The sequence below is a fragment of the Pseudomonas argentinensis genome (assembly GCF_001839655.2).
GTDB classification, from domain to species: Bacteria; Pseudomonadota; Gammaproteobacteria; order Pseudomonadales; family Pseudomonadaceae; genus Aquipseudomonas; species Aquipseudomonas argentinensis_B.
Map to the genome: position 1 here is coordinate 1,041,599 of NZ_CP056087.1, position 21,034 is coordinate 1,062,632.

Below are 21,034 nucleotides of genomic sequence, written 5' to 3' on the forward strand. Positions count from 1 at the left end.
AGTGCGGTTCAATCGATCACCCTCCCTTTCAAGGCGAACAGGCCCTGCGGACGTTTCTGGATGAACAGAATGATCAGCGCGAGGATAAGGATCTTGCCGAGCACGGCGCCGATCTGCGGTTCGAGGATCTTGTTGGCGATGCCCAGGCCGAAGGCAGCCATGACGCTGCCGGCCAGCTGGCCGACGCCGCCGAGCACCACCACCAGGAAGGAATCGATGATGTAGCTCTGGCCGAGGTCGGGGCCGACGTTGCCGATCTGGCTCAGCGCCACGCCGCCGAGACCGGCTATCCCTGAGCCGAGGCCGAAGGCCAGCATGTCCACGCGGCCGGTGGGCACGCCGCAGCAGGCGGCCATGTTGCGATTCTGGGTGACGGCGCGCACGTTGAGACCCAGGCGGGTCTTGTTGAGCAGCAGCCAGGTCAGCACCACCACGGCCAGGGCGAAGCCGATGATCACGATGCGGTTGTACGGCAGCACCAGGTTGGGCAGCATCTGGATGCCCCCGGACAGCCAGTAGGGGTTGGCCACCTCGACGTTCTGCGCGCCGAACAGCACGCGTACCAGCTGGATCAGGATCAGGCTGATGCCCCAGGTGGCCAGCAGGGTTTCCAGCGGGCGGCCGTAGAGGTGGCGAATCACCGTGCGCTCCAGGGCCATGCCGATCACCGCGGTCACGCAGAAGGCCACCGGCAGGGCCACCAGCGGGTACAGCGCCAGGGCCTCGGGAGCGAAGCGCTGGAAGAGGATCTGCACCATGTAGGTGGAATAGGCGCCGAGCATCAGCATCTCGCCATGGGCCATGTTGATCACCCCCAGCAGGCCGAAGGTGATGGCCAGCCCAAGGGCGGCGAGCAAGAGGATCGAGCCCAGGCTCATGCCGCTGAATGCCTGGCCGAGCAGCTCGCCGATCAGCAGCTTGCGCTTGACCTGGGCGAGGCTGGTCTCCGCGGCGGTGCGCACCCCGGCGTCGCTCTCCACGCCGGGTTCCAGCAGGGTTTCCAGGCGGGTGCGGGCCAGCGGTTCGCCGGTTTCGCCGAGCAGGCGCACGGCTGCCAGGCGCACCGCCGGGTTGGCATCGACCAGTTGCAGATTGGCCAGGGCAAGGGTGAGGGCGTCGCGTACGGCGTCGTCGTCTTCCTTGGCCTGCGCCTGGGCGAGCAGCGGCAGTTGCGCCGGCTGGGCGCTCTTCTGCAATTGCCGGGCGGCGCTCAGGCGCACCGCTGCATCCTCGGCGAGCAACCCATGGCTGGCCTGGGCGTTGGCGATCAGCCCACGCAGGCGATTGTTCAGGCGCAGTTTGCGCGGCGTGCCTTGCGGCTCGGCATCGCCTTCGGCGGCGCGGTAGCCGGCGTCGGTTTCGACGAAGGCGCGCTTGTCGCCGTCAGCGGCCACGCGGCCCTGCTGCAGCGCATCGAGCAGCGGCTGGCGCTTCAGGTCGGGCATGGCAGCCCAGCTTTCCAGCAGCTTGGCTTGCTGCGCCGGGCTGGCGGCGACGAAATCGTCGGCTTCGCCTGCCTGGGCGGCAAACGGCAGCAGGAGCAGCAGGCTCAAGAGAATTCGGGCAAAGGCATAAGGCATTGGCGTGTCCTTGGTATCCCGTTGCTGACGGGAGCGGCGGAGCCGAAGGACGACTTGTCCTCCGGCGCCTGCGCGGCGGCTCGGCTCAGTTCGACTTCACCGGGGTGTCGCCTTTCTTGTCGTTGCCTTCGATGTACGGGCTCCACGGCTGGGCGCGGATCGGCCCTTCGGTTTCCCAGACCACCGAGAACTGGCCGTCGTCCTGGACTTCGCCGATCATCACCGGCTTGTGCAGGTGGTGGTTCTTCTCGTCCATTTTCAAGGTGAAGCCGCTTGGTGCCGCGAACTCCTGGCCGGCCATGGCGGCGCGTACCTTGTCGACGTCGGTGGTACCGGCCTTCTCGACCGCCTGGGCCCACATGTGGATGCCCACGTAGGTGGCTTCCATCGGGTCGTTGGTCACCACGGTGTCGGCGTTCGGCAGCTTCTTGGCCTTGGCGTAGGCCTTCCAGTCGGCGACGAATTTCTCGTTGACCGGGTTCTCCACGGACTGGAAGTAGTTCCAGGCCGCCAGGTGGCCAACCAGCGGCTTGGTGTCGATACCGCGCAGCTCTTCCTCGCCGACCGAGAAGGCCACCACCGGCACGTCGGTGGCTTCGATGCCCTGGTTGGCCAGCTCCTTGTAGAACGGCACGTTGGAGTCGCCGTTGACGGTGGAGACCACCGCGGTCTTGCCGCCGGCGGAGAACTTCTTGATGTTGGCGACGATGGTCTGGTAGTCGCTATGACCGAACGGCGTGTAGACCTCTTCGATGTCCTTGTCCTGCACGCCCTTGCTGTGCAGGAAGGCGCGCAGGATCTTGTTGGTGGTGCGCGGGTAGACGTAGTCGGTACCGAGCAGGAAGAAGCGCTTGGCGGCGCCGCCGTCTTCGCTGAGCAGGTATTCCACCGCCGGGATCGCCTGCTGGTTCGGCGCGGCGCCGGTGTAGAAGACGTTCGGCGACATCTCTTCGCCTTCGTACTGCACGGGGTAGAACAGCAGGCCGTTGAGTTCCTCGTAGACCGGCAGCACCGATTTACGGGATACGCTGGTCCAGCAGCCGAAGGTCACCGCGACCTTGTCCTGGGTCAGCAACTGGCGGCCACGCTCGGCGAACAGCGGCCAGTTGGACGCCGGGTCGACCACCACCGGCTCGAGCTGCTTGCCGAGCACACCGCCCTTGGCGTTGATCTCGTCGATGGTCATCAGCGCCATGTCTTTCAGGGAGGTTTCCGAAATGGCCATGGTGCCGGACAGCGAGTGCAGGATGCCGACCTTGATGGTTTCGGCGGCCTGTACGGTCCAGCTCAGGCCCATGGCGACGATGGAAGCGGACAGGGTGAAGGCCTTGATCAGGCTGCGACGTTGCATGGTTCGATCTCCATTCACTAACGAGTTATGTGTTGTTGGCAGTTGGTCAAGGACATCGCTCAGCCCTGTGCTCGCACGGCGCGCTCGCGAGCGCTGTGCAGCATGTGCAGGGTGATCTTGCGCACTTCCGCCTTGCTGACCTCTATGTGGGCCTTGAGCAACAGCTGTGCCTCTTCGCAGCGGCGCGACAGGATCGCGCCGAGAATCCGTGCATGTTCGTCGTAGGTGGCTTGCACCCGCGGCGTCTGGGTGAAATCCAGGCGGCGGATGATGCGGATCTTCTCGCTGACCTCGCCGTGCAGGCGGGCCATCTCGCGGTTGCCGGTGGCCTCCACCAACTGGCAGTGGAAGCGCTCGTCGAGCCGTGACACTTCGCGGCCATCTTCCAGGCGCTGTTCGGGCGCCACCATCCAGATGCGCTTCAGCTCATCCAGCGGTGCGGGCGTTTCCCCGGCCTCGCGGTCACAGAGGCGCTTGACCGCCGCCTGTTCGAGGACGATGCGCACGTCGTACAGCTCCTCGAAGTGGGCGAAGTCGAACGGCTTGACCTGCCAGCCGCTGCGGAAATACACCTCCAGGTAGCCCTCGCGCTCCAGGCGATACAGCGCCTGGCGCACGGGTGTGCGGCTGGCCGCCATGCGCTCGGCGACTTCGCCTTCGCTGAAGCGGTCACCGGGCAGCAGGCGAAACTCGAAGATGTCGTCCTTGAGCTGCCCGTAGATGCGCTCGGCGAGGTTCTCCGGGCGCTCCTTGCCGCGCCTGATCGGGTCGACCAGTTGCATCTCAGGCGGCCTCGCCCGGTTCGAGCACCAGCAGTGCGTCACCCGGGGTGACCGCCTTGCCCGGCTGGCAGCGCACGGCCTTGACCGTGCCGGCCAGCGGCGCGAGCACGGCCAGCTCCATCTTCATCGCCTCGACCACCAGCAGGGTGGCGCCGGCCTCGACGTACTGGCCGGGCTCGACCAGCACCTTCCAGACGCTGCCGCACATGTCGGCGCTGACCAGATGGCCGTCGATGGCTTCGTCATCGTCCAGGCCCGCCGCTGGGGCGGTGTGGCTGTCGGCATCGTCGTCGCGCCACAGCTGCACTTCGGCGTCGAAGGCCTGCTTCTGCTGGCGCTGGAAGGCGTCGATGCTCGTCGCGTTGTCGGCCAGGAAGCCCTGGTACTCGGCGAAATCGAAGGTGCTCTGCTCGATCCTGATCTGCGCCCGGCCCTCGCGGAACGCCTCGCGGAATTCGTCCAGCTCGGCCTCGCTGACCGGGTAGAAGCGCACCTGGTCGAAGAAGTGCAGCAGCCACGGCTGGCCGCCCGCGAACTGGGCGTTCTTCACGAACTTGTTCCAGATCGGCAGGGTGCGGCCGACCAGCTGATAGCCGCCGGGCGAGTCCATGCCGTAGATGCACATGTACATGCCGCCGATGCCCACGGTGCCTTCGGCGGTGTAGGTGCGCGCCGGGTTGTACTTGGAGCTGAGCAGGCGGTGGCGCGGGTCGAGCGGCACGGCGCAGGGCGCGTCGAGGTAGACGTCACCGAGGCCGAGAATCAGGTAGCTGGCCTCGAACAGGATGTCGCGCACTGCCTCGCGGGTGGCCAGGCCATTGGCGCGCTGGATGAAGTCGACGTTGTTCGGCAGCCAGGGTGCCTGGCTGCGCACCGTCTCGCTGTAGCGGGTGACGGCGGCCAGGGTGGCGCTGTCCTCGAAGGCCATCGGCAGGTGGACGATACGGGTCGGCACCTTGAGGTCTGCCACGTCGCCCAGGTTGGCTTCCAGGCCCAGCAGGTGATCGAGCAGCGCCTGCTGGTGCAGCACGCGGCTGTCGTAACGTAGCTGCAGGGAGCGCACGCCGGGCGCCAGTTCTTCCAGGCCGGCGAGGGGCTGAGCCTTGAGTGCTTCCATCAACAGGTGCACGCGCAGGCGCAGCGCCAGGTCGAGCACGTTGTCGCCATATTCGAGCAGGATGTAGGCATCGCCCGCCTGCCGATAGACCGCGCGCGGGCGGTTGCCATCGGCCGGCAGCTCGGCGAGGATGGTGGCCGATACCGTTTCGCCCGGCTGCAGGCTCGGCGCCGGCAATTGCACCGCGCTGACCGCGCTGAGGCTTTGCAGGCTGGCCAGTTGCGCCTGCTCCAGGGCCTGGGCCTGCTCGAAGCTGATCGGGTGAAAGCGCAGGGTGTCGCCCGGCTTGACCTGGCCGACCTTCCACAGCTCGGCCTTGGCGATGGTCACCGGGCAGACGAAGCCGCCCAGGCTGGGGCCATCCTTGGTGAGGATCACCGGGAAGTCGCCGGTGAAATTGATGGCACCGATGGCGTATTCGCAATCATGCACGTTGGACGGATGCAGCCCGGCTTCGCCGCCGTCGGCGCGGGTCCAGCTCGGCTTCGGCCCGGAAAGGCGCACGCCCAGGCGGTTGGAGTTGTAGTGCACCTGCCAGTCGGCGGCGAAGAACTGCTCGATGGCTTCAGGCGTGAAGAAGTCCGGCGCGCCGTGGGGGCCGTAGAGCACGCCGATGTTCCAGGTGGTGCCGTAGGCGGGAATCAGGCTGGCATCCAGCGCCTGCGGCTCGCTGACCGGCGCCGGCGTGGTGCAGGCCGGCAGATCCTGGGAGATGGCCAGCATGTCGGCGGTGCGCAGGGTGCGGCCGGCATGGCCACCGAACTGGCCGAGGGCGAAGGTCGAGCGGCTGCCCAGGTACACCGGCACATCGAAGCCGCCGCGCACGGCGAGGTAGGTGCGGCAGCCACTTTGCGCGCGGCCGAGCTTGAGCACCTGACCAGCCTTGATGGCGACTGGCGCCCAATAGGGTACGGCTTCGCCATCCAGTTCGGCCGGGCAGTCGGCACCGGCGAGGGCGATCAGCGCATCGCTGTGAAAGCGCAGGCTCGGGCCCTGCAGGGTGAATTCCAGGCCGGCGGCGCTCTCGTGGTTGCCGACGATGCGGTTGGCCAGGCGGAAGCCGTAGTCGTCCATCGGCCCGGACGGCGGCACGCCGATGTCCCAGTAGCCGAGGCGACCGGGGAAGTCCTGCACGCTGCTGTAGGTGCCGGGCTCCAGCACCTCGACCACCTGGGCTGTGTAGTTGAAGGTGTCGAGCAGGCGCGTCCAGATCTGCGCACTGTGGAAGCGCGGCTCGGCCACCACCTGGCGCAGGTAATCGAGGTTGCTGGCGATGCCGTGCAGGCGGGTTTCACCCAGGGCTTTCTGCAACTTGGCGATGGCCTGGTCGCGGGTCGGTGCGTGAACGATCAGCTTGGCGATCATCGGGTCGTAAAAGGCCGACACTTCGCTGCCGGTGCTGACCCAGCCGTCGACCCGCACGTCATCCGGGAAATGCACGTCGGTGAGCACGCCCGGGCTGGGCTGGAAGTTCTTCAGCGGGTCCTCGGCGTAGATGCGCACCTCGATGGCGGCACCTTGCGGCGCGCGGTTCAGGGCCGCCCAGTCCAGCTCGTCGCCGGCGGCCACGAGCAGCATGCATTCGATCAGATCCAGGCCGGTGACCATCTCGGTGACCGGGTGCTCGACCTGCAGGCGGGTGTTCACTTCGAGAAAGTAGAAATCGTCGCGGGCGGCGTCGTAGATGAATTCCACGGTGCCGGCGCTGCGGTAGTTCACCGACTCGCCGAGTTGCACGGCGGCGGCGTGCAGGCGCTCACGGGTGGCCTGGGGCAGGTTTGGCGCCGGGGTTTCCTCGACCACCTTCTGGTTGCGTCGCTGCAGCGAGCAGTCGCGCTCGCCGAGGGCGGCCACGCGGCCGTTGCCGTCACCGAAAATCTGTACTTCGACGTGCCGCGCCTGATCGACGAAGCGCTCGATGAATACGCCGGCATCACTGAAGAACTGCTCGCCCATGCGCTTGACGCTGTCGTAGGCGCTGGCCAGGGCCACGGCGTCGGCGCAGCGGGTCAGGCCGATACCGCCACCGCCGGCAGTGGTCTTGAGCATGATCGGGTAGCCGATGCCTTCGGCGGCGGCCAGGGCTTCGTCGAGGCTGTGCAGCAGGCCGGTGCCGGGCGCCATCGGCACCTGGGCCTCGGCAGCCAGCTCACGGGCGCGGTGCTTGAGGCCGAACTCACGGATCTGCAGGGCATTGGGGCCGACGAAGGCGATGCCAGCGCTTTCGCAGGCCTCGGCGAACTCGGCGCTCTCGGAGAGGAAGCCATAACCGGGGTAGATCGCCTGGGCGCCGGTGTCCCTGGCGGCGGCGAGAATCTTGTCGATGCGCAGGTAGCTGTCGGTGGCCTTGTCGCCGCCCAGGGCCACCGCCACGTCGGCATCGCGCACATGCTGGGCGTTGCGGTCGGCATCGGAATACACCGCCACGCTCTTCACACCGAGGCGCTTGAGGGTGCGGATGGCACGGACGGCTATCTCCCCGCGGTTGGCGATCAACACTGTTTCAAACATGGCGGTTCTCCGTGGCGAGATCGCCGTGACGGGCTACGCCCATCCGGCACTTTGACCTCGTCGCTGCGCTGCTGCGCAGCTGGTCCCCGCGGTTGGCGATCAGTACGGTATGGAACATGTTCGTGTCCTCGACGTAGGGTGGATGGCTACCCCGTGGAAAACCGCGAAGCGTTTTCCACCAGCTGTTCGTGGGTGGATGGCTTCGGCCATCCACCCAGCGGTTTCAGTGCTTGGCGGCTTGCTGGCTGGCGATAAAGGCGCGCCAACCGCCGAAGCTGGTGATGTCGCGGGCATCACCCAGCGCCCAGGGCTCGCAGATAAAGCCCTTCACGCTGCGCCCATCGGCCAGGGTCAGGTTGCCGATGCCCAGCGGCGCGGGGATCTCGGCGACGAACTCGCCAAAGCGCGCCAGGGGGATGTCCCACAGCTCGACGATGATCGAGGTGCCGTCGGCGCTGCGCGCCAGGCCCGGTTTTGGCGGCACGGTGCCGGCCAGGGCGTAGAGGCGGTAATCCGGCGAGGTCAGGGTCTGCTCGACCAGCACCGCGTCGCGGGTGGTCAGCTGGAAATTCAGCGGCATGCCGGTCAGGTGTGCACCGACCACCGCGACCCGCACGCTGCCGGCCGGCACCGCGGCGGCTGGCGTGTGGGTTGGCAGCGCGCGGCCGGTGGCGCCCAGTGGCAGTTCCAGGCTGGCCTGCCAGCGTTTGCCGAAAGCTGCCAGGGCGCGGTCGTGCCAGGCCGGGGCGAGCAGGGTGATGCCGGCGGGTAGGCCGTCGTCACGCAGGCCGGCGGGCATTGCCAGGGCAGAGAGGTCGGCGAGGTTGGTGAAGTTGGTGTAGGTGCCGAACTGGCTGTTGAACAGCACCGGCTCCTGCTGCATTTCGGCGAGGCTGCGAATGGTCGGCGAGGTGGGCACTACCAGCGCGTCAAAGCCCGCCAGCGCGTCGTTGATGGTGCGGCTCAGCTCGGCGCGCAGGTACTCGGCCTTGTAGGCATCGCAGGCGCTGTACTGGTGGCCACTTTCGACGATGCCGCGCACCACCGGGTCGATATGCGCCGGGTCGACGCCTTCCACGGCAACCGTGCGCTCGGCGACCCAGGGGCCGTAATAGAGCTGCTCGGCCAACTGGCGGAACGGGCTGAAGTCGAGGGTCTTGAAGGTCACGCCCAGGCTTTTCAACTGCTCCAGCGCCTGCTCGAACACCGCCCGGGTCTGGGTATCGCCAAAGAACTCCAGGCTGTCCGGCACGGCGAAGGTCGGCGCGGCCGGCATGCCCACCGGGGCACTGTTGGGATTGTTGCGCGAGTAGGCGTCGGCGGCGTCGTAGCCACCGGCGATGCCGGCCACGGTTTCAGCATCGCCCACCGTCAGGGCGAAGATCGAAATGCAGTCGACGGTGCGGCACGCCGGCACCAGGCCGGTGTTCGGTAGCCAGCCCTTGGTCGGCTTGAGCCCGACGATATTGTTGAAGCCCGCCGGCACACGGCCCGAGCCGGCGGTGTCGGTGCCCAGGGAGAAGGGCACCAGGCCACGTGCCACTACGCTGGCCGAGCCGGAGCTGGAGCCGCCACTGACGTAATCGGCGTTGAAGCTGTTGACCACCGCCCCATGGGGCGAGCGGGTACCGACCAGGCCGGTGGCGAACTGATCGAGGTTGGTCTTGCCGATCAGGATGGCGCCGGCGGCGCGCAGGCGGGCGACCACCGTGGCGTCGGCTTCGGCTGTATAGGCGAACTCGGGGCAGGCGGCCGTGGTGGCCCAGCCGGCGGCGTCGATATTGTCCTTGATGGCGAAGGGCACGCCGTAGAGTGGCAGCTTGCTCCGCTGGCCTTCGGCCTGGTCGAGCAGCGCCTGCAGGTCGGCTAACTGCGCGTCGAGCTGCGCGGCGCTGGCCAGGCTGATCCAGGCATTGTCGGCAGTGCCGAGCTCGGCGAGCAGGCCATGCAGCAAATCGGCAGGCTGGGCGGCGTCACGGTAAGCCTGTTGCCAATCGGCGAGGGTAAAGGCGAAGGAGGCGTAGGGCATGCGCTGAGATTCCATCTTGTATCCAAGTTGAAATCACTAGAGCAATTGCGGTGCCAGTTTTTAATTTATTGATTTATATGGATTTTATTTATTCTTTATGAGTTTCTGGCTTGTTTCCGCACCGCGACGGGGCGAAAGCGAAGCCTTTTGGTGCGGTGTGAGCATGGGCAGGAGTAAGGCAGAAGCAGCCATTCCTAGGGTGCATCGGAGCGCGTAGCTGACGCTTCACCCATCCACCGCTTGCAATCGCAGTGGTGGACAAAAAAAAGCGTTGTCCACCCTACATCTGTGGGAGCCAACTGATGTGCTGACTCACAGGCCCTGCAACAACGCCCGGTAGTCCTTCACCGCCTCGAACTCCTCGGTGTCCTTCACGCCCTTGCGGCTATCGGGTTCGTACACCGCCAGCAAGTGCCTGACGCCAAAGCGCCCGGCGCTGCGCAGGATGGGCAGGTTGTCGTCGATGAATAGGCTGCGCGCCGGGTCGAAGGCCAGGTCCTGTTGCAGGGCCGACCAGAACTGCTGGTCTTCCTTGGGGTAACCGTAATCGTGGGAGCTGATCATGCGGTCGAAGTAGGGCGCCAGTTCGATGCGCTCCAGTTTCAGCGACAGTGAGTCGCGGTGGGCGTTGGTGATCATCACCACTCTTTTGCCGGCCTGGCGGATGGCGGCGAGAAAGGTGTCGGCATCCGGGCGCAGGGCGATCAGGTCGGCGACTTCGCGCTTGAGGTCCTTGATCGACAGCTTCAGCTCGCGGCTCCAGAAGTCCGTGCAATACCAGTTCAGCTGGCCGGTATGCTCGGTGAACAGCGGCTGCAATTCGGCATCGGCCAGGGCGCGGCTGACGCCATGGTGCTCGGCATAGCGCTGCGGCAGGTGTTCGAGCCAGAAGTGGTTGTCGAAGTGCAGGTCGAGCAGGGTGCCGTCCATGTCCAGCAATACGGTGTCGATATCGGACCAGGGCAGGTTCATGCGAGGTAACTCTCTCGAGGTGAAAACGGAGCGAAGGGTGCCCGCAGGTCGTCAAATGCTACGCCGAGGGCGCAGACATTCGGGGCAGGCGCGGTATGATAACCGTTCCGGTCAGCCCAGCAGCAGGACTCACCCATGCGTCAGAAGCCCACCGTCATCGCCCGCGAGATCGTCGCCAGCAGCCGCCTGTTCCGCGTCGAGGAGATCCAGTTGCGCTTCAGCAACGGCGCCGAGCGCACCTATGAGCGGCTGGTCGGGCGCGGCACCGGCCATGGCGCGGTGATGATCGTGGCGATGGCCGATGACGAGCACGTGCTGCTGGTGGAGGAATACTGCGGCGGCACCAGCGAGTACGAACTGTCGCTGCCCAAGGGCCTGATCGAGCCCGATGAAGACGTGCTCGATGCCGCCAATCGCGAGCTGCAGGAGGAGGCCGGATTCGGCGCACGCAAGCTGGAGCATCTCACCGAACTGAGTCTATCGCCGGGCTATATGAGCCAGAAGATCCAGGTGGTGTTGGCCCGCGATCTTTATCCACAGAGCCTGCCGGGCGACGAGCCGGAGCCGCTGCGGGTCGACATGGTCAGCCTGCGTGAACTGTCCGCGCTGATCCAGCACCCGCAGTTCAGCGAGGGCCGCGCCCTGGCCGCCCTGTACCTGGTGCGTGACCTCCTGGAGCAGCGCGGGGAATTGGCCCGATGAGTCATCCGTTGTTGGCTGGCGTGCTGGAGTTGGTGCAGCAGGCCGGCGAGGCCATTCTGCCGTTCTGGCGCCAGGGCGTGGAGGTGGTCGAGAAAGCCGATGCCTCACCGGTTACCGCCGCTGACCTGGCGGCCCATGGCATCCTGGCCGAGGGCCTGCTGGCGATGGAGCCGGGCATTCCCGTGCTGTCCGAGGAAGATGCCGATATCGCCCTGAGCGAGCGCGCCGGCTGGTCGCGCTGGTGGCTGGTCGACCCCCTGGATGGCACCAAGGAATTTATCGCCGACAGCGAGGAGTTCACCGTCAACGTGGCGTTGGTCGAGCGTGGAGAGGTGGTGTTCGGTGTGGTCGGCATTCCCGCTACTGGCGTGATCTACCACGGTGGCCGCGAGTTCGGCGCCTGGCGGGTCGCGCCGGGTGAGCCGCCGCGAGCGATCAACGTGCGCGAGACGCCGGCCAGCGGCCTGACCGTGGTTGCCAGCCGCCGCCACGGCAGCGCCCTGCAGGAACAGCTGCTGACCGCGCTGGTGGCCCGTTTCGGTGATATCGAGCGGGTCAGCGTCGGCAGTTCGCTGAAGTTCTGCCAACTGGCCGAGGGCAGCGCCGACTTCTACCCGCGCCTGGCGCCCACCTCGCAGTGGGACACCGCCGCGGCGCAGGGCGTGCTGGAAGGGGCGGGTGGTGCGGTACTGACGCTGCAGGGCGAGCCGCTTCGTTATGAGGCGCGTGAGTCGCTGCTCAATCCGTTCTTTCTGGCGTTGCCGGCGGATGCGAGTTGGCGTGGGCTGATCGTGGAAGAGGCGCGGGCGCTGGGTTGATAAGCAGTTAAAGGCTATTTAAAAACGTAGCCGAGGCAGCTAGCGCAAGGGCTAGGCGCCTCCACTAAAACAGGCGAGAAACGCCACGCAGCGTAGTAACAGCCATCGGCTGGCCCACAGGGTGAGCGTAGCGAATCAAGCGGCCAGGGGCGCGAGCGACTGTACTGTTGTACATGAGCATTACTCGCTTCGCTCGCCCTTCGGGCCGCGCTAAAGCGCGTTAGCGCAAGCGGCTTCCGACGGGGCTGGCAATCCAGCCTGTTTTTAACGCAGCGATAGCAACGCAGGTAGTTTTTAAAAGCCTTTCAGTCGAGCATGTCGCTGTAGCGACTATCCTGCTTGTACACCAGCGGTTGGGCGAAGCCCGGTACCTTGATCTGCGCATCGTCGATGGCGATCTCGGTGTCATCGATCAGGTCGTTGCCGAAGTTGTAGATGATCTCCAGCTGGCCCTTGGTCGCCTGCTCGTCGTAGGCCTGGGCACTGGCGCGGGTCTGTTCGCGACGCTGCTGGTAGGCGCCGAATGCCGCCTCGCCATGGCGCTTGCGCAGCATGCGCTCGACCACGTGGGGGGCGAGCACCACGGCGCTGGCATTGTTGCCGCCAAAGCCCTTGGAGTTGATGAAGCACACGTCCATGCGCTGGTCGTGACGGTCGACCTTGCTGATGCTCAGGTGCTGCTGGTGCACGTCGTCGGCCACGGCATCGATGGTCTTGATGCCGGGGATGATGCCGTACTTGAAGGTGCCCAGCGCGGAGATCACCTGGTCGCCGCTGGCGGTGGCCAGGGAGTGACCGACAAAGGCCTTCACCGCGGCCACCGGCCAGCTGTCGATGGCGAAGGCGGCGGCGACGCGATCCAGCAGTTCCGATTCGGTGACCCGGTTGGCCGGGGTGCTGGAGCCATGGGCATGCACGAAGCTGCGCTGGCGCACGGCGTCGATGCCGACCAGTTGGGCAGCGGCGGCGACGGCCTTGGCGACGGTCAGGTAGTTGCCCGGGCCAGGCGCGGAGATGGATTTCTTGAAGCCGTCGGCGTTGATGAATACATCGGTGGCGGCGCCGTGGATATCGGCGCCCAGCTGCAGGGCCAGCTCGTCGTCCATCAGCACCACGAACTGGCAGGCTTCGGACAGTGTGAAGCCACAATTCTCGCCGAACGGACGGCTGGCGCGGCGGAAGTCGACGCCGTCCTGGGCCATATCGGTCTTGCCTTCGATCAGGCGCAAGCCATCTTCGGTGGCCAGGGCGCCCATGGCGCCATAGCCCTCGATGCATTCGGCGTTGATCGGCGCTTCGCTGTTGCCGACGATCACCACCCGCGCCTTGCCGGCGTTGATCTGCTCGATGCCCTTCTGCAGGTTGTACAGGAAGGTGGCACAGGCACCGGTGACGCTGCCGGTGGTGCCGACGCTGCCCAGCACGTAGGCATTGATGAAGTCGGCCGGCATGGTGTTCAGGCCCAGTGCCAGCTGCTTGGAGCTGACGCGATGGCCCTTGAGGCGTGACTGCATCAAACCGCCGAAACCGTTTTCGTCGAGCTGGCTCATGATGCTGCCGGCGAACACGGCGATTTCGTCAGGCGCCACGTGGTCGACGATGGTTTGCCATGGCACGCCGGTGGCGCGCAGCGCGTCGGTCACGCCGACCACGGCCATCTGCAGGCCGCGGGGGTGGAAACGCGAGTTGTACAGCTCGCCGGGCTCGAAGCCGGTGGGCAACTGGCCGGCGGATTTCACCGGCAGGGCACGGTAGCTGTCGACCTTGAATTCAAAGTTGTCATGCAGGGTGACGCGCACCTCGTTGCCGTCCAGCTCCTCGACCGACCAGTTGGCCGGCAGTGGCTCGGGCAGCTGCTTGCGGTTGCTGACGAAGGTCAGGCTGCCGGCTTCGCCACCGACGGCGATGCTCTTGTGCCAGTGGGCAGCATCGGGATCCAGGTGCTGCTTCTCGATACGGCGCACCAGGGTCGAGGCGAGAATCTGCGCGCCGTAGCGGCGCTCGATGTCGGCGGGGGAGAGGGCTTCGCCGTCCAGGCTCTGGTAACGGCCATCCACCACGCGCACCAGCTTGGTCATTACCGCCAGACCGGTAAGGGTTTCCTGGCGTGCCTGTTCGTCCAGCGATTCGATCACCGTACGGCGGAAACCGTGGTGGAAGGAGCTGCGCCCGGCGGCATTGTAGCCACCGAAACCGACGATCACAGGCAAACGAGACTTCACGCGGACACTCCTTAAACTATTCAGATCGGCACGCAAAACGAGCGCGTGCCGGGTCAGCGGATCGAGGCGCGGCGCGCGCAAAGCGCCATGATGGCTTTTCAGGTGTCTATGCTGACGCGATCCATGACCCACAAGTCACGACTTGATACAAGGTTACCCGTTATCGCGAGCGTCAGCACGAACCGGATAGCGATTGCCATCGACCCTATGGGCACAAATAAAAAACCCGGCACTGGTGCCGGGCTTTTTCACATCGAGAGTCGGGTTACATGCCCAGCAGGTTCGGCAGCCCCAGGGAGATGAACGGCACATAGGTGACCAGCAGCAGGAAGCCCAGCATCACCAGCAGCCATGGCGATACGGCGCGTACCACGCGGGTCAGCGGCATGCCGGTGACCGCCGAGGTGACGAACAGGTTCAGGCCCGTCGGCGGCGTGATCAGGCCGATTTCCATGTTCACCACCATGATGATGCCCAGGTGGATCGGGTCGATGCCCAGTTGCATGGCGATCGGGAACAGGATCGGCGCCAGGATCAGGATGATCGCCGACGGCTCCATGAAGGTACCGGCGATCAGCAGCACGATGTTCACCACGATCAGGAACTCGATGGGCGAAAAGCCCTGCTCCACGACCCAGGCGGTGATCGACTGCGGGATCTGCTCGGTGGTCAGCACGTGGGCGAACAGCATGGCGTTGGCGATGATGAACATCAGCACCACGCTCAGCTTGCCGGCCTCGATGATCACCTTCGGGCATTCGCCGATGGTCATGTCCTTGTAGACGAAGATCGCCACGAACGCGGCGTATACCGCGGCCACCGCTGCGGCTTCGGTCGGCGTGAACATGCCCGAGTAGATGCCGCCAAGGATGATCACGATCAGCAGCAGCCCCCAACCCGCCTTGCGCCCGGCAACCAGGATCTCCTTGAGCGAAGCGCGCGGCAGCGACGGCATGTTCTGCACGCGGGCCATGATGTAGATCACCACCATCAGCACCAGGCCGAGCAGCAGGCCGGGTACCACGCCGGCCATGAACAGCTTGCCCACCGAGGTTTCGGTCGCGGTGGCGTAGACCACCATGACGATCGACGGCGGAATCAGGATGCCCAGGGTGCCGGCGTTACAGACGATGCCGGCAGCGAAGTCCTGCTTGTAGCCCGAACGCACCATGCCGGCGATGACGATCGAGCCGACCGCGGCCACGGTGGCCGGGGACGAGCCGCTCAGCGCGGCGAACAGCATGCACGCCATGATCGCGGCGATGGCCAGGCCGCCCTTGATATGACCGACGCAGGCGTTGGCGAAATCGATCAGGCGGCGGGCCACGCCGCCGCTGGTCATGAAGGCGCCGGACAGCAGGAAGAAGGGAATGGCCAGCAACGTGTAGTGCTCGCTGGTCTCGAACAGCTTGATCGCCAGCGAACGCACCGAGTCGTTACTGAAGAACAGGATGGTCATGGCCCCGGACAAGCCCAGGGAAATCGCCACCGGAATGCCGATGAACATCAGCACGAACAGGGCGACGAACAGAAAGGCAATGGTCATGCGCGTGTCTCCGCCTTGTCGTTTTCAGCCAGCTTCACGGCATCGTCCACTTCGCTGTGCAAGCCCAGGCCTTGTTGCTTGCCTTGCAGCACGCGAATGAAGATTTCCAGGAAACGTACGAACATCAGGGCGAACCCGATCGGCACGATCATCACGATGTGCCACTGACGAACACCGAAGCGATCCAGATCCTCGGCGCCGGTGCCGACGCTGTACAGCACGGCGACCCACTGCTCGCTGGAATAGGTCATCAGCGCGCAGTAGCCCAGGCAGATGAGCAGTGCCAGGATGGCCATCAGGCGCTGATTGGCGGGGCTGAACTGGCGCACCAGCAGGTCGACGCCGATGTGCGCGCCGATGCGAACCCCCCAGGCCAGGCCGACGAAAATCAGCCAGCCGAACATGGCCTTGGTCAGCGCCACGCTCCAGGTCATTTCCTGGGCCACGTAGAGGATGCTGTCGCCGATGGCGAACATCGCATCGTTGGCGAAAGGCAGCGAATCTCCCAGCGAATAAAACACGCCGTAGATGTTGTTGAATACCACGTACGAGAAGGTGACCAGGGTCATGCCTGCAAGCAGGAACGCCACCAGAAACTCTTCCAGGTTATTCCAGACACGAGCGACAGCGTGCATGGGAATCTCTCCGTCAGTAGAGCGGTCGCGAAGCGACGTAAGGGGCAGCGACACCGGGGCTGGGCAGCCAGGCTGCAGCCTTGAACCATAGGGGTCGGAAAAACGGGCGACGCCGCCGCTCAGGCGGCGTTGCCAGTGGCCCGGATACGGACCGGGTCAGCCTTAGTTGGCCTGGTTGGAGGCTTCGGCAGCCTTGATCAGGTCGGCACCGATATCGCCTTCGAACTTCTTCCACACCGGGCGCATGGCTTCGCGCCATTGTTCACGCTGCTCGGGCGTCAGGGTGACGATTTCGGTGGTGCCGGCATCGATGATGCGCTGCTTGTCCTTGGCATTCAGTTCGCCAGCCTGCTTGTTCACCTCGGTGGTGACTTCGGCCAGGATACTGGTCAGCTCGGTGCGGATATCTTCCGGCAGGCCTTCCCAGAACTTGGTGTTGGTGATCACCATGTAGTCCAGCACGCCATGGTCGGATTCGGTGATGAACTTCTGCACCTCGTGCATCTTCTGGCTGTAGATGTTCGAGTAGGGGTTCTCGGCACCGTTGACCACGCCTGTCTGCAGGCCTTGGTACACCTCGGCGAAGCTCATCTTGCGCGGTGCGGCGCGCAGGGCCTTGAATTGCTCGTCCAGTACGGCGGAAGCCTGTACGCGGAATTTCAGGCCGCGAGCGTCTTTCGGCTCGACCAGCTTCTTGTTGGCCGACAGCTGCTTCATGCCGTTGTGCCAGTAGCCGAGGCCGGTGATGCCCTTGCTTTCCATGCTGGTCAGCAGCGCCTTGCCTTCGGGGCTCCGCTGGAAGCGGTCAACGGCGTCGATGTCGTTGAACAGGAACGGCAGGTCGAAGATCTGGATCTGCTTGGTGTAATGCTCGAACTTGGCCAGCGACGGCGCGATGATCTGCACGTCACCGAGCAGCAACGCTTCCATTTCCTTGCCATCGCCGAACAGCGACGAGTTCGGATAGACCTGCACGGTCACCTTGCCCGGCAGACGCTCTTCGACGAGCTTCTTGAACAGGACGGCACCCTGACCTTTCGGCGTGTGCTCGGCCACGACGTGGGAAAACTTGATGGTGATCGGGTCGGCGGCCTGAGCCAGGCCGGCGATGCTCAGCGACAGGGCACAAGCCAGCGCCTTGGCAGTGAATTTGAACATGGGATGCTTCCTCTTGTTGTTGGATATCGGGCTGAGCGCCGAGGCGCAAAACGAGCGAACAAGAGCAAGTCGAGGATTGCCGCTCGAGCGGCAGGATCGGTTGGCAGCGATTGGCCCGGACTTGTACTTGTTTTTCGCTTGATAAGCAGCAGAGCAAGCGTTGTGCCAGCTTGCGGCAAAATCACGCAGCACAGCTTTGCGTGGCGCGCAAAGCGTGATGGCTCAAGGCTCGATCTATTTTACCGACGATGTGCCGCCGCCGGGGCAGTGCGAACGCTGGCTAGTCTCGGCCGGCACCCGACATTCAATCGGCAAGATTCCGCCTATCTAGTCGATGTCCTCTGGCGAGCTTCCGCCAGCATCGGCAAAGTTCAGGCCATGCTTGCGCAACTTGTCGTGCAGGGTCTTGCGCGGCACGCCCAGGGCCTCGGCGAGGCTGCGCAGGGAGTTGTGGTTGCGGGTCAGTTCGGCAGCGATCAGGGCGCGCTCGAAGGCCTCGACCTGTTCGCTGAGGCTGCCGGACAGCGGGGCGTTGTGCAGCTGGCTGTCGACGCTCAGCTCCAGGCCCAGGTCCAGCCCGAGGGCGAAGCGCTCGCCGGCGTTCTGCAATTCGCGCACGTTGCCCGGCCAGGCGTGGCGCAGCAGCATGGCCCGCTGGCCGGGTTGCAGTTCGCGCTGCGGCAGGCCGTGGCGGGCGCTGGCGGTGTTGGCGAAATGCTGGAACAGCACCAGGATGTCCTCGCCACGCTCACGCAAGGGCGGAATGCGCAGCGGCGCGACGTTGAGGCGGTAATACAGGTCGGCGCGAAAGCGCCCCTGGTCGGCGGCGGTGCGCAGGTCTTCCTTGGTGGCGGCGATCACCCGGATATCCAGGGGAATCAGCTGGTTGCCGCCGAGGCGTTCGACCACCCGTTCCTGCAGCAGGCGCAGCAGCTTGACCTGCACGTCGAGGGTCATGCTTTCGATTTCGTCGAGAAACAGGGTGCCGCCGTTGGCGAACTCGAACTTGCCGATGCGGCGCTTCTGCGCGCCGGTAAAGGCGCCGGGCTCGTGGCCGAACAGCTCGCTCTCCACCACGGACTCGGCCAGGGCGCCAGCGTTGATCGCCACGAAGGGGCCGTCGCGGCGGCTGGACAGGTCGTGCAGGGCGCGGGCCACGACTTCCTTGCCGGCACCAGTTTCCCCGAGGATCAGCACGTCGGTGCTGATCCCGGCGAGGGAGCCGATCTGCTCGCGCAGGCGTTGTATGGCCGGTGAATGGCCGACCAGGCGGCCGGACAGCTGCTGACGGTCGGCCAGGGCCAGGCGCAGGCTGCGGTTGTCCAGCACCAGGCGGCGCAGGGCCAGGGCACGGCGCACGCTTTCCAGCAGGTCTTCGCTGGCGAAGGGTTTCTCCAGGAAGTCGTAGGCGCCGGCGCGCATGGCCTGCACGGCCAGGGGCACGTCGCCGTGGCCGGTGATCAGCAGCACCGGCAGGTCCGGGTCCTGTTCGTGCAACTGCTTGAGCAGCTCCAGGCCATCGACGCCGGGCATGCGGATGTCGCTGACCACCACACCCGGCCAGTCGCGTTCGATACGCTCGGCCAGGCCCTTGGCATCGGCCAGGGTGGCGACCTTGAGGCCGGCCAGATCCAGGGTCTGGCTGAGGGCCTGGCGCAGGTGCGGGTCGTCGTCGATCAGCAGAACCTGAGTGTGGGCGTCGATGGTGCTCATACGGGGAAGTCCTCGGGCGGCTGGATGTTCACGCCGTTGCCGGCGGTGCGCAGGCGCAGGATCAGGTGCGCGCCGCCTTTGGGGTGGTTGGCGAACAGCAGTTCGCCGCCCAGGGCGCGCATCAGGGTGTCACAGATCGCCAGGCCCAGGCCAAGGCCCTGGGCGCTGGTCTTGGTGGTGAAGAAGGGTTCGCGGGCGTGGGCCAGGGCGCTTTCCGAGAAGCCGGGGCCATTGTCGCGCAGGTGCAGCTCGAGCAGGTTGTCCTGCTCCTCGGTGCTGATCCAGATGCGCCGCGGTTGCGGGCGCTCGGCCAGGGCATCCAGGGCGTTTGCCAGCAGGTTGCTGAGCACCTGCCGCAGGCGCGTCTCGCCAGCCTGCACCCACAGCGTGGCATCGGGCAGGTCGCGGATCAGCTCGACGTCCATGGCCCGCCGGCGTTTGGCCAGCAGTGCCAGGGCATCGTCGATGGCCGGCTGCAGGGCCACGCTTTCCGGCGCGTGGCGGTCGCGCCGGGCGAAGGCGCGCAGGTGGGCGATGATCGAGGCCATGCGCTCGGTGAGCTGGCTGATCAGCTTGAGGTTGCCGCGGGCGTCCTCGGTGCGCCCATGGTCGAGCAGCACGCCGGCGTTCTCGGCGTAGCTGCGAATGGCCGCCAGGGGTTGGTTGAGTTCGTGGCTGATGCTCGCGCTCATGGTGCCCAGGGCGGTCAGCTTGCTGGCCTGGACCAGTTCGTCCTGGGCCTGTACCAGTTCCTGCTGGGCTTGTTCACGCTCCAGCACTTCCTGCTTGAGGCGGCTGTTGAGGCGTTCCAGGTCCTGGGTGCGTTCCTGCACGCGCTGCTCCAGCTCCTGGCGGGCGCGGGTGTTGAGTGCGATGCGATCCAGGTAGTGACGGCGGCGCTGCATCATCAGGCCGACCAGCAGGATCAGCACCAGCAGGGCGCCGCCGCCGATGGCCATCACCGTGCGCACCGAGCGGTCGAGTACCATCCGCGGGGCGAGGATGCTGACGCTCCAGCCGGTTTCGTCGAGCACCCGGCTCTGGGTCAGCCAGACGTCCGGATCGAGCTGCAGGGGCGGCGGTGCCTGGGTCGGGTAGGGCTGGATGGCGGCGATGGAGGCGCGCTCGGCCTTGTCCAGCGGGCGGCTGGCGTGAAACCGCCAGTCGGGGCGCGAGGTCAGGATCACCACGCCGTTGCCGTCGGTCACCAGCAGCTGTTCCGGAGTGCTGCCCCACAGGCTTTCGGTGTGGTCCAGATCGACCTTGATGACCATCACGCCGATCTTCTGGTTGCCGTCGTAGACCGCCGAGGCGAAGTAGTAACCACGCTTGCCGGAAGTGGTGCCAAGGCCGAAGAAACGTCCCAGGCGGCCGGCCAGTGCTTCCTGGAAGTAGGGTCGAAAGGCGAAGTTGCCACGTACGAAGGTGTCCTGCTGATCCCAGTTCGAGGCGGCCAGGGTTTCGCCCTGGGGGTTCATCAGGTAGATGACGTCGGCGCCGGTCTGCTGGCGCACGCGCTTGAGCAACTGGTTGGCCGCCGCCTGCGCCGTTTCATCACCCGGCGTGGTCAGCACGGTGCGCAGGCCCGGCAGGTCGCCGAGAATCGGCGGCAGCACTTCGTAGCGGCGCAGGGTGCCCAGCAGGTTGGCCACGTACAGGTCGAGGGTCTGGCGATTCTGTTCGGTCAGCTCGGTGCGGTAGTAGCGCTCGGCGACGTAATGCAGGGGCCATAGCAGCGGCGCCAGCAACAAGGCCAGCAGGGCCAGGCTGCGCCAGCGAGGGCGTTTGGGAATGGTGCTGGAAATCGTGTTCATGAAGTCGGCGCCGGAAAGACCGAGGCATTATGAACGCATAAGCTTTCAGCCAGATAGCCCGGTCGAGCAGCGACACCCCAGGTA

14 protein-coding genes are annotated in these 21,034 nt (G+C 65.6%); 2 read left to right on the forward strand and 12 right to left on the reverse strand.

Annotated elements, in window-relative coordinates; all coding sequences use genetic code 11:
- Positions 1 to 8 precede the first annotated feature (8 nt).
- The 6 genes from urtB to yrfG form a co-directional block, all read right to left on the reverse strand.
- Positions 9 to 1,580, reverse strand: a complete 1,572-nt coding sequence (gene urtB, locus SA190iCDA_RS04745) for an urea ABC transporter permease subunit UrtB (protein WP_070885236.1) — start codon at positions 1,578 to 1,580, stop codon at positions 9 to 11.
- A gap of 85 nt (positions 1,581 to 1,665) precedes the next feature.
- Positions 1,666 to 2,931 (reverse strand): urea ABC transporter substrate-binding protein, encoded by a 1,266-nt coding sequence (gene urtA / locus SA190iCDA_RS04750; RefSeq protein ID WP_070885237.1) that lies wholly within the window; start codon positions 2,929 to 2,931, stop codon positions 1,666 to 1,668.
- Between the two features lie 59 nt (positions 2,932 to 2,990).
- Entirely contained in the window at positions 2,991 to 3,713 is a 723-nt protein-coding gene (locus SA190iCDA_RS04755) for a GntR family transcriptional regulator (RefSeq protein ID WP_070885238.1), read from the reverse strand.
- 1 nt (position 3,714) lies between these two features.
- Entirely contained in the window at positions 3,715 to 7,341 is a 3,627-nt protein-coding gene (uca, locus tag SA190iCDA_RS04760; RefSeq protein WP_070885239.1) for an urea carboxylase, read from the reverse strand.
- 223 nt (positions 7,342 to 7,564) lie between these two features.
- Positions 7,565 to 9,370 (reverse strand): allophanate hydrolase, encoded by a 1,806-nt coding sequence (atzF, locus tag SA190iCDA_RS04765; protein WP_419203890.1) that lies wholly within the window; start codon positions 9,368 to 9,370, stop codon positions 7,565 to 7,567.
- A 312-nt stretch (positions 9,371 to 9,682) separates the two neighbouring features.
- Entirely contained in the window at positions 9,683 to 10,342 is a 660-nt protein-coding gene (yrfG, locus tag SA190iCDA_RS04770) for a GMP/IMP nucleotidase (RefSeq protein ID WP_070885241.1), read from the reverse strand.
- A gap of 135 nt (positions 10,343 to 10,477) precedes the next feature.
- Between yrfG and nudE the strand changes: the two genes are divergently transcribed.
- Together nudE and cysQ are read left to right on the forward strand one after the other, a co-directional pair.
- Positions 10,478 to 11,044, forward strand: coding sequence for an ADP compounds hydrolase NudE (nudE, locus tag SA190iCDA_RS04775; RefSeq protein ID WP_070885242.1), 567 nt, complete (start codon positions 10,478 to 10,480; stop codon positions 11,042 to 11,044).
- Positions 11,041 to 11,862 carry a 3'(2'),5'-bisphosphate nucleotidase CysQ gene (gene cysQ, locus SA190iCDA_RS04780; RefSeq protein ID WP_070885243.1) on the forward strand — a complete coding sequence of 274 codons (822 nt, stop codon included), beginning with the start codon at positions 11,041 to 11,043 and terminating at the stop codon, positions 11,860 to 11,862. The genes nudE and cysQ overlap by 4 nt, the downstream gene beginning before the upstream one ends.
- Positions 11,863 to 12,167: 305 nt before the next feature.
- On the opposite strand, the gene SA190iCDA_RS04785 is transcribed toward cysQ, so the two are convergent.
- The 6 genes from SA190iCDA_RS04785 to SA190iCDA_RS04810 all read right to left on the reverse strand — a co-directional run bounded on the left by SA190iCDA_RS04785 (position 12,168) and on the right by SA190iCDA_RS04810 (position 20,950).
- Positions 12,168 to 14,084 carry a beta-ketoacyl synthase gene (locus tag SA190iCDA_RS04785; protein ID WP_070885244.1) on the reverse strand — a complete coding sequence of 639 codons (1,917 nt, stop codon included), beginning with the start codon at positions 14,082 to 14,084 and terminating at the stop codon, positions 12,168 to 12,170.
- A 265-nt stretch (positions 14,085 to 14,349) separates the two neighbouring features.
- Entirely contained in the window at positions 14,350 to 15,630 is a 1,281-nt protein-coding gene (dctM, locus tag SA190iCDA_RS04790) for a C4-dicarboxylate TRAP transporter large permease protein DctM (protein WP_236101020.1), read from the reverse strand.
- Positions 15,627 to 16,265: a TRAP transporter small permease gene (locus SA190iCDA_RS04795; RefSeq protein WP_236101022.1), complete on the reverse strand. Its 639-nt coding sequence runs from the start codon at positions 16,263 to 16,265 to the stop codon at positions 15,627 to 15,629. Before SA190iCDA_RS04795 ends, dctM begins: the two co-directional genes overlap by 4 nt.
- 162 nt (positions 16,266 to 16,427) lie before the next feature.
- On the reverse strand, positions 16,428 to 17,423 hold the full coding sequence (gene dctP / locus SA190iCDA_RS04800; RefSeq protein WP_070884655.1) for a C4-dicarboxylate TRAP substrate-binding protein DctP: 996 nt from the start codon (positions 17,421 to 17,423) through the stop codon (positions 16,428 to 16,430).
- A gap of 327 nt (positions 17,424 to 17,750) precedes the next feature.
- Positions 17,751 to 19,136: a sigma-54-dependent transcriptional regulator gene (locus tag SA190iCDA_RS04805; RefSeq protein ID WP_070884654.1), complete on the reverse strand. Its 1,386-nt coding sequence runs from the start codon at positions 19,134 to 19,136 to the stop codon at positions 17,751 to 17,753.
- A complete protein-coding gene (locus SA190iCDA_RS04810) occupies positions 19,133 to 20,950 on the reverse strand; it encodes a sensor histidine kinase (RefSeq protein ID WP_070884653.1) in 1,818 nt (605 codons plus the stop codon). Before SA190iCDA_RS04810 ends, SA190iCDA_RS04805 begins: the two co-directional genes overlap by 4 nt.
- Positions 20,951 to 21,034 lie beyond the last annotated feature (84 nt).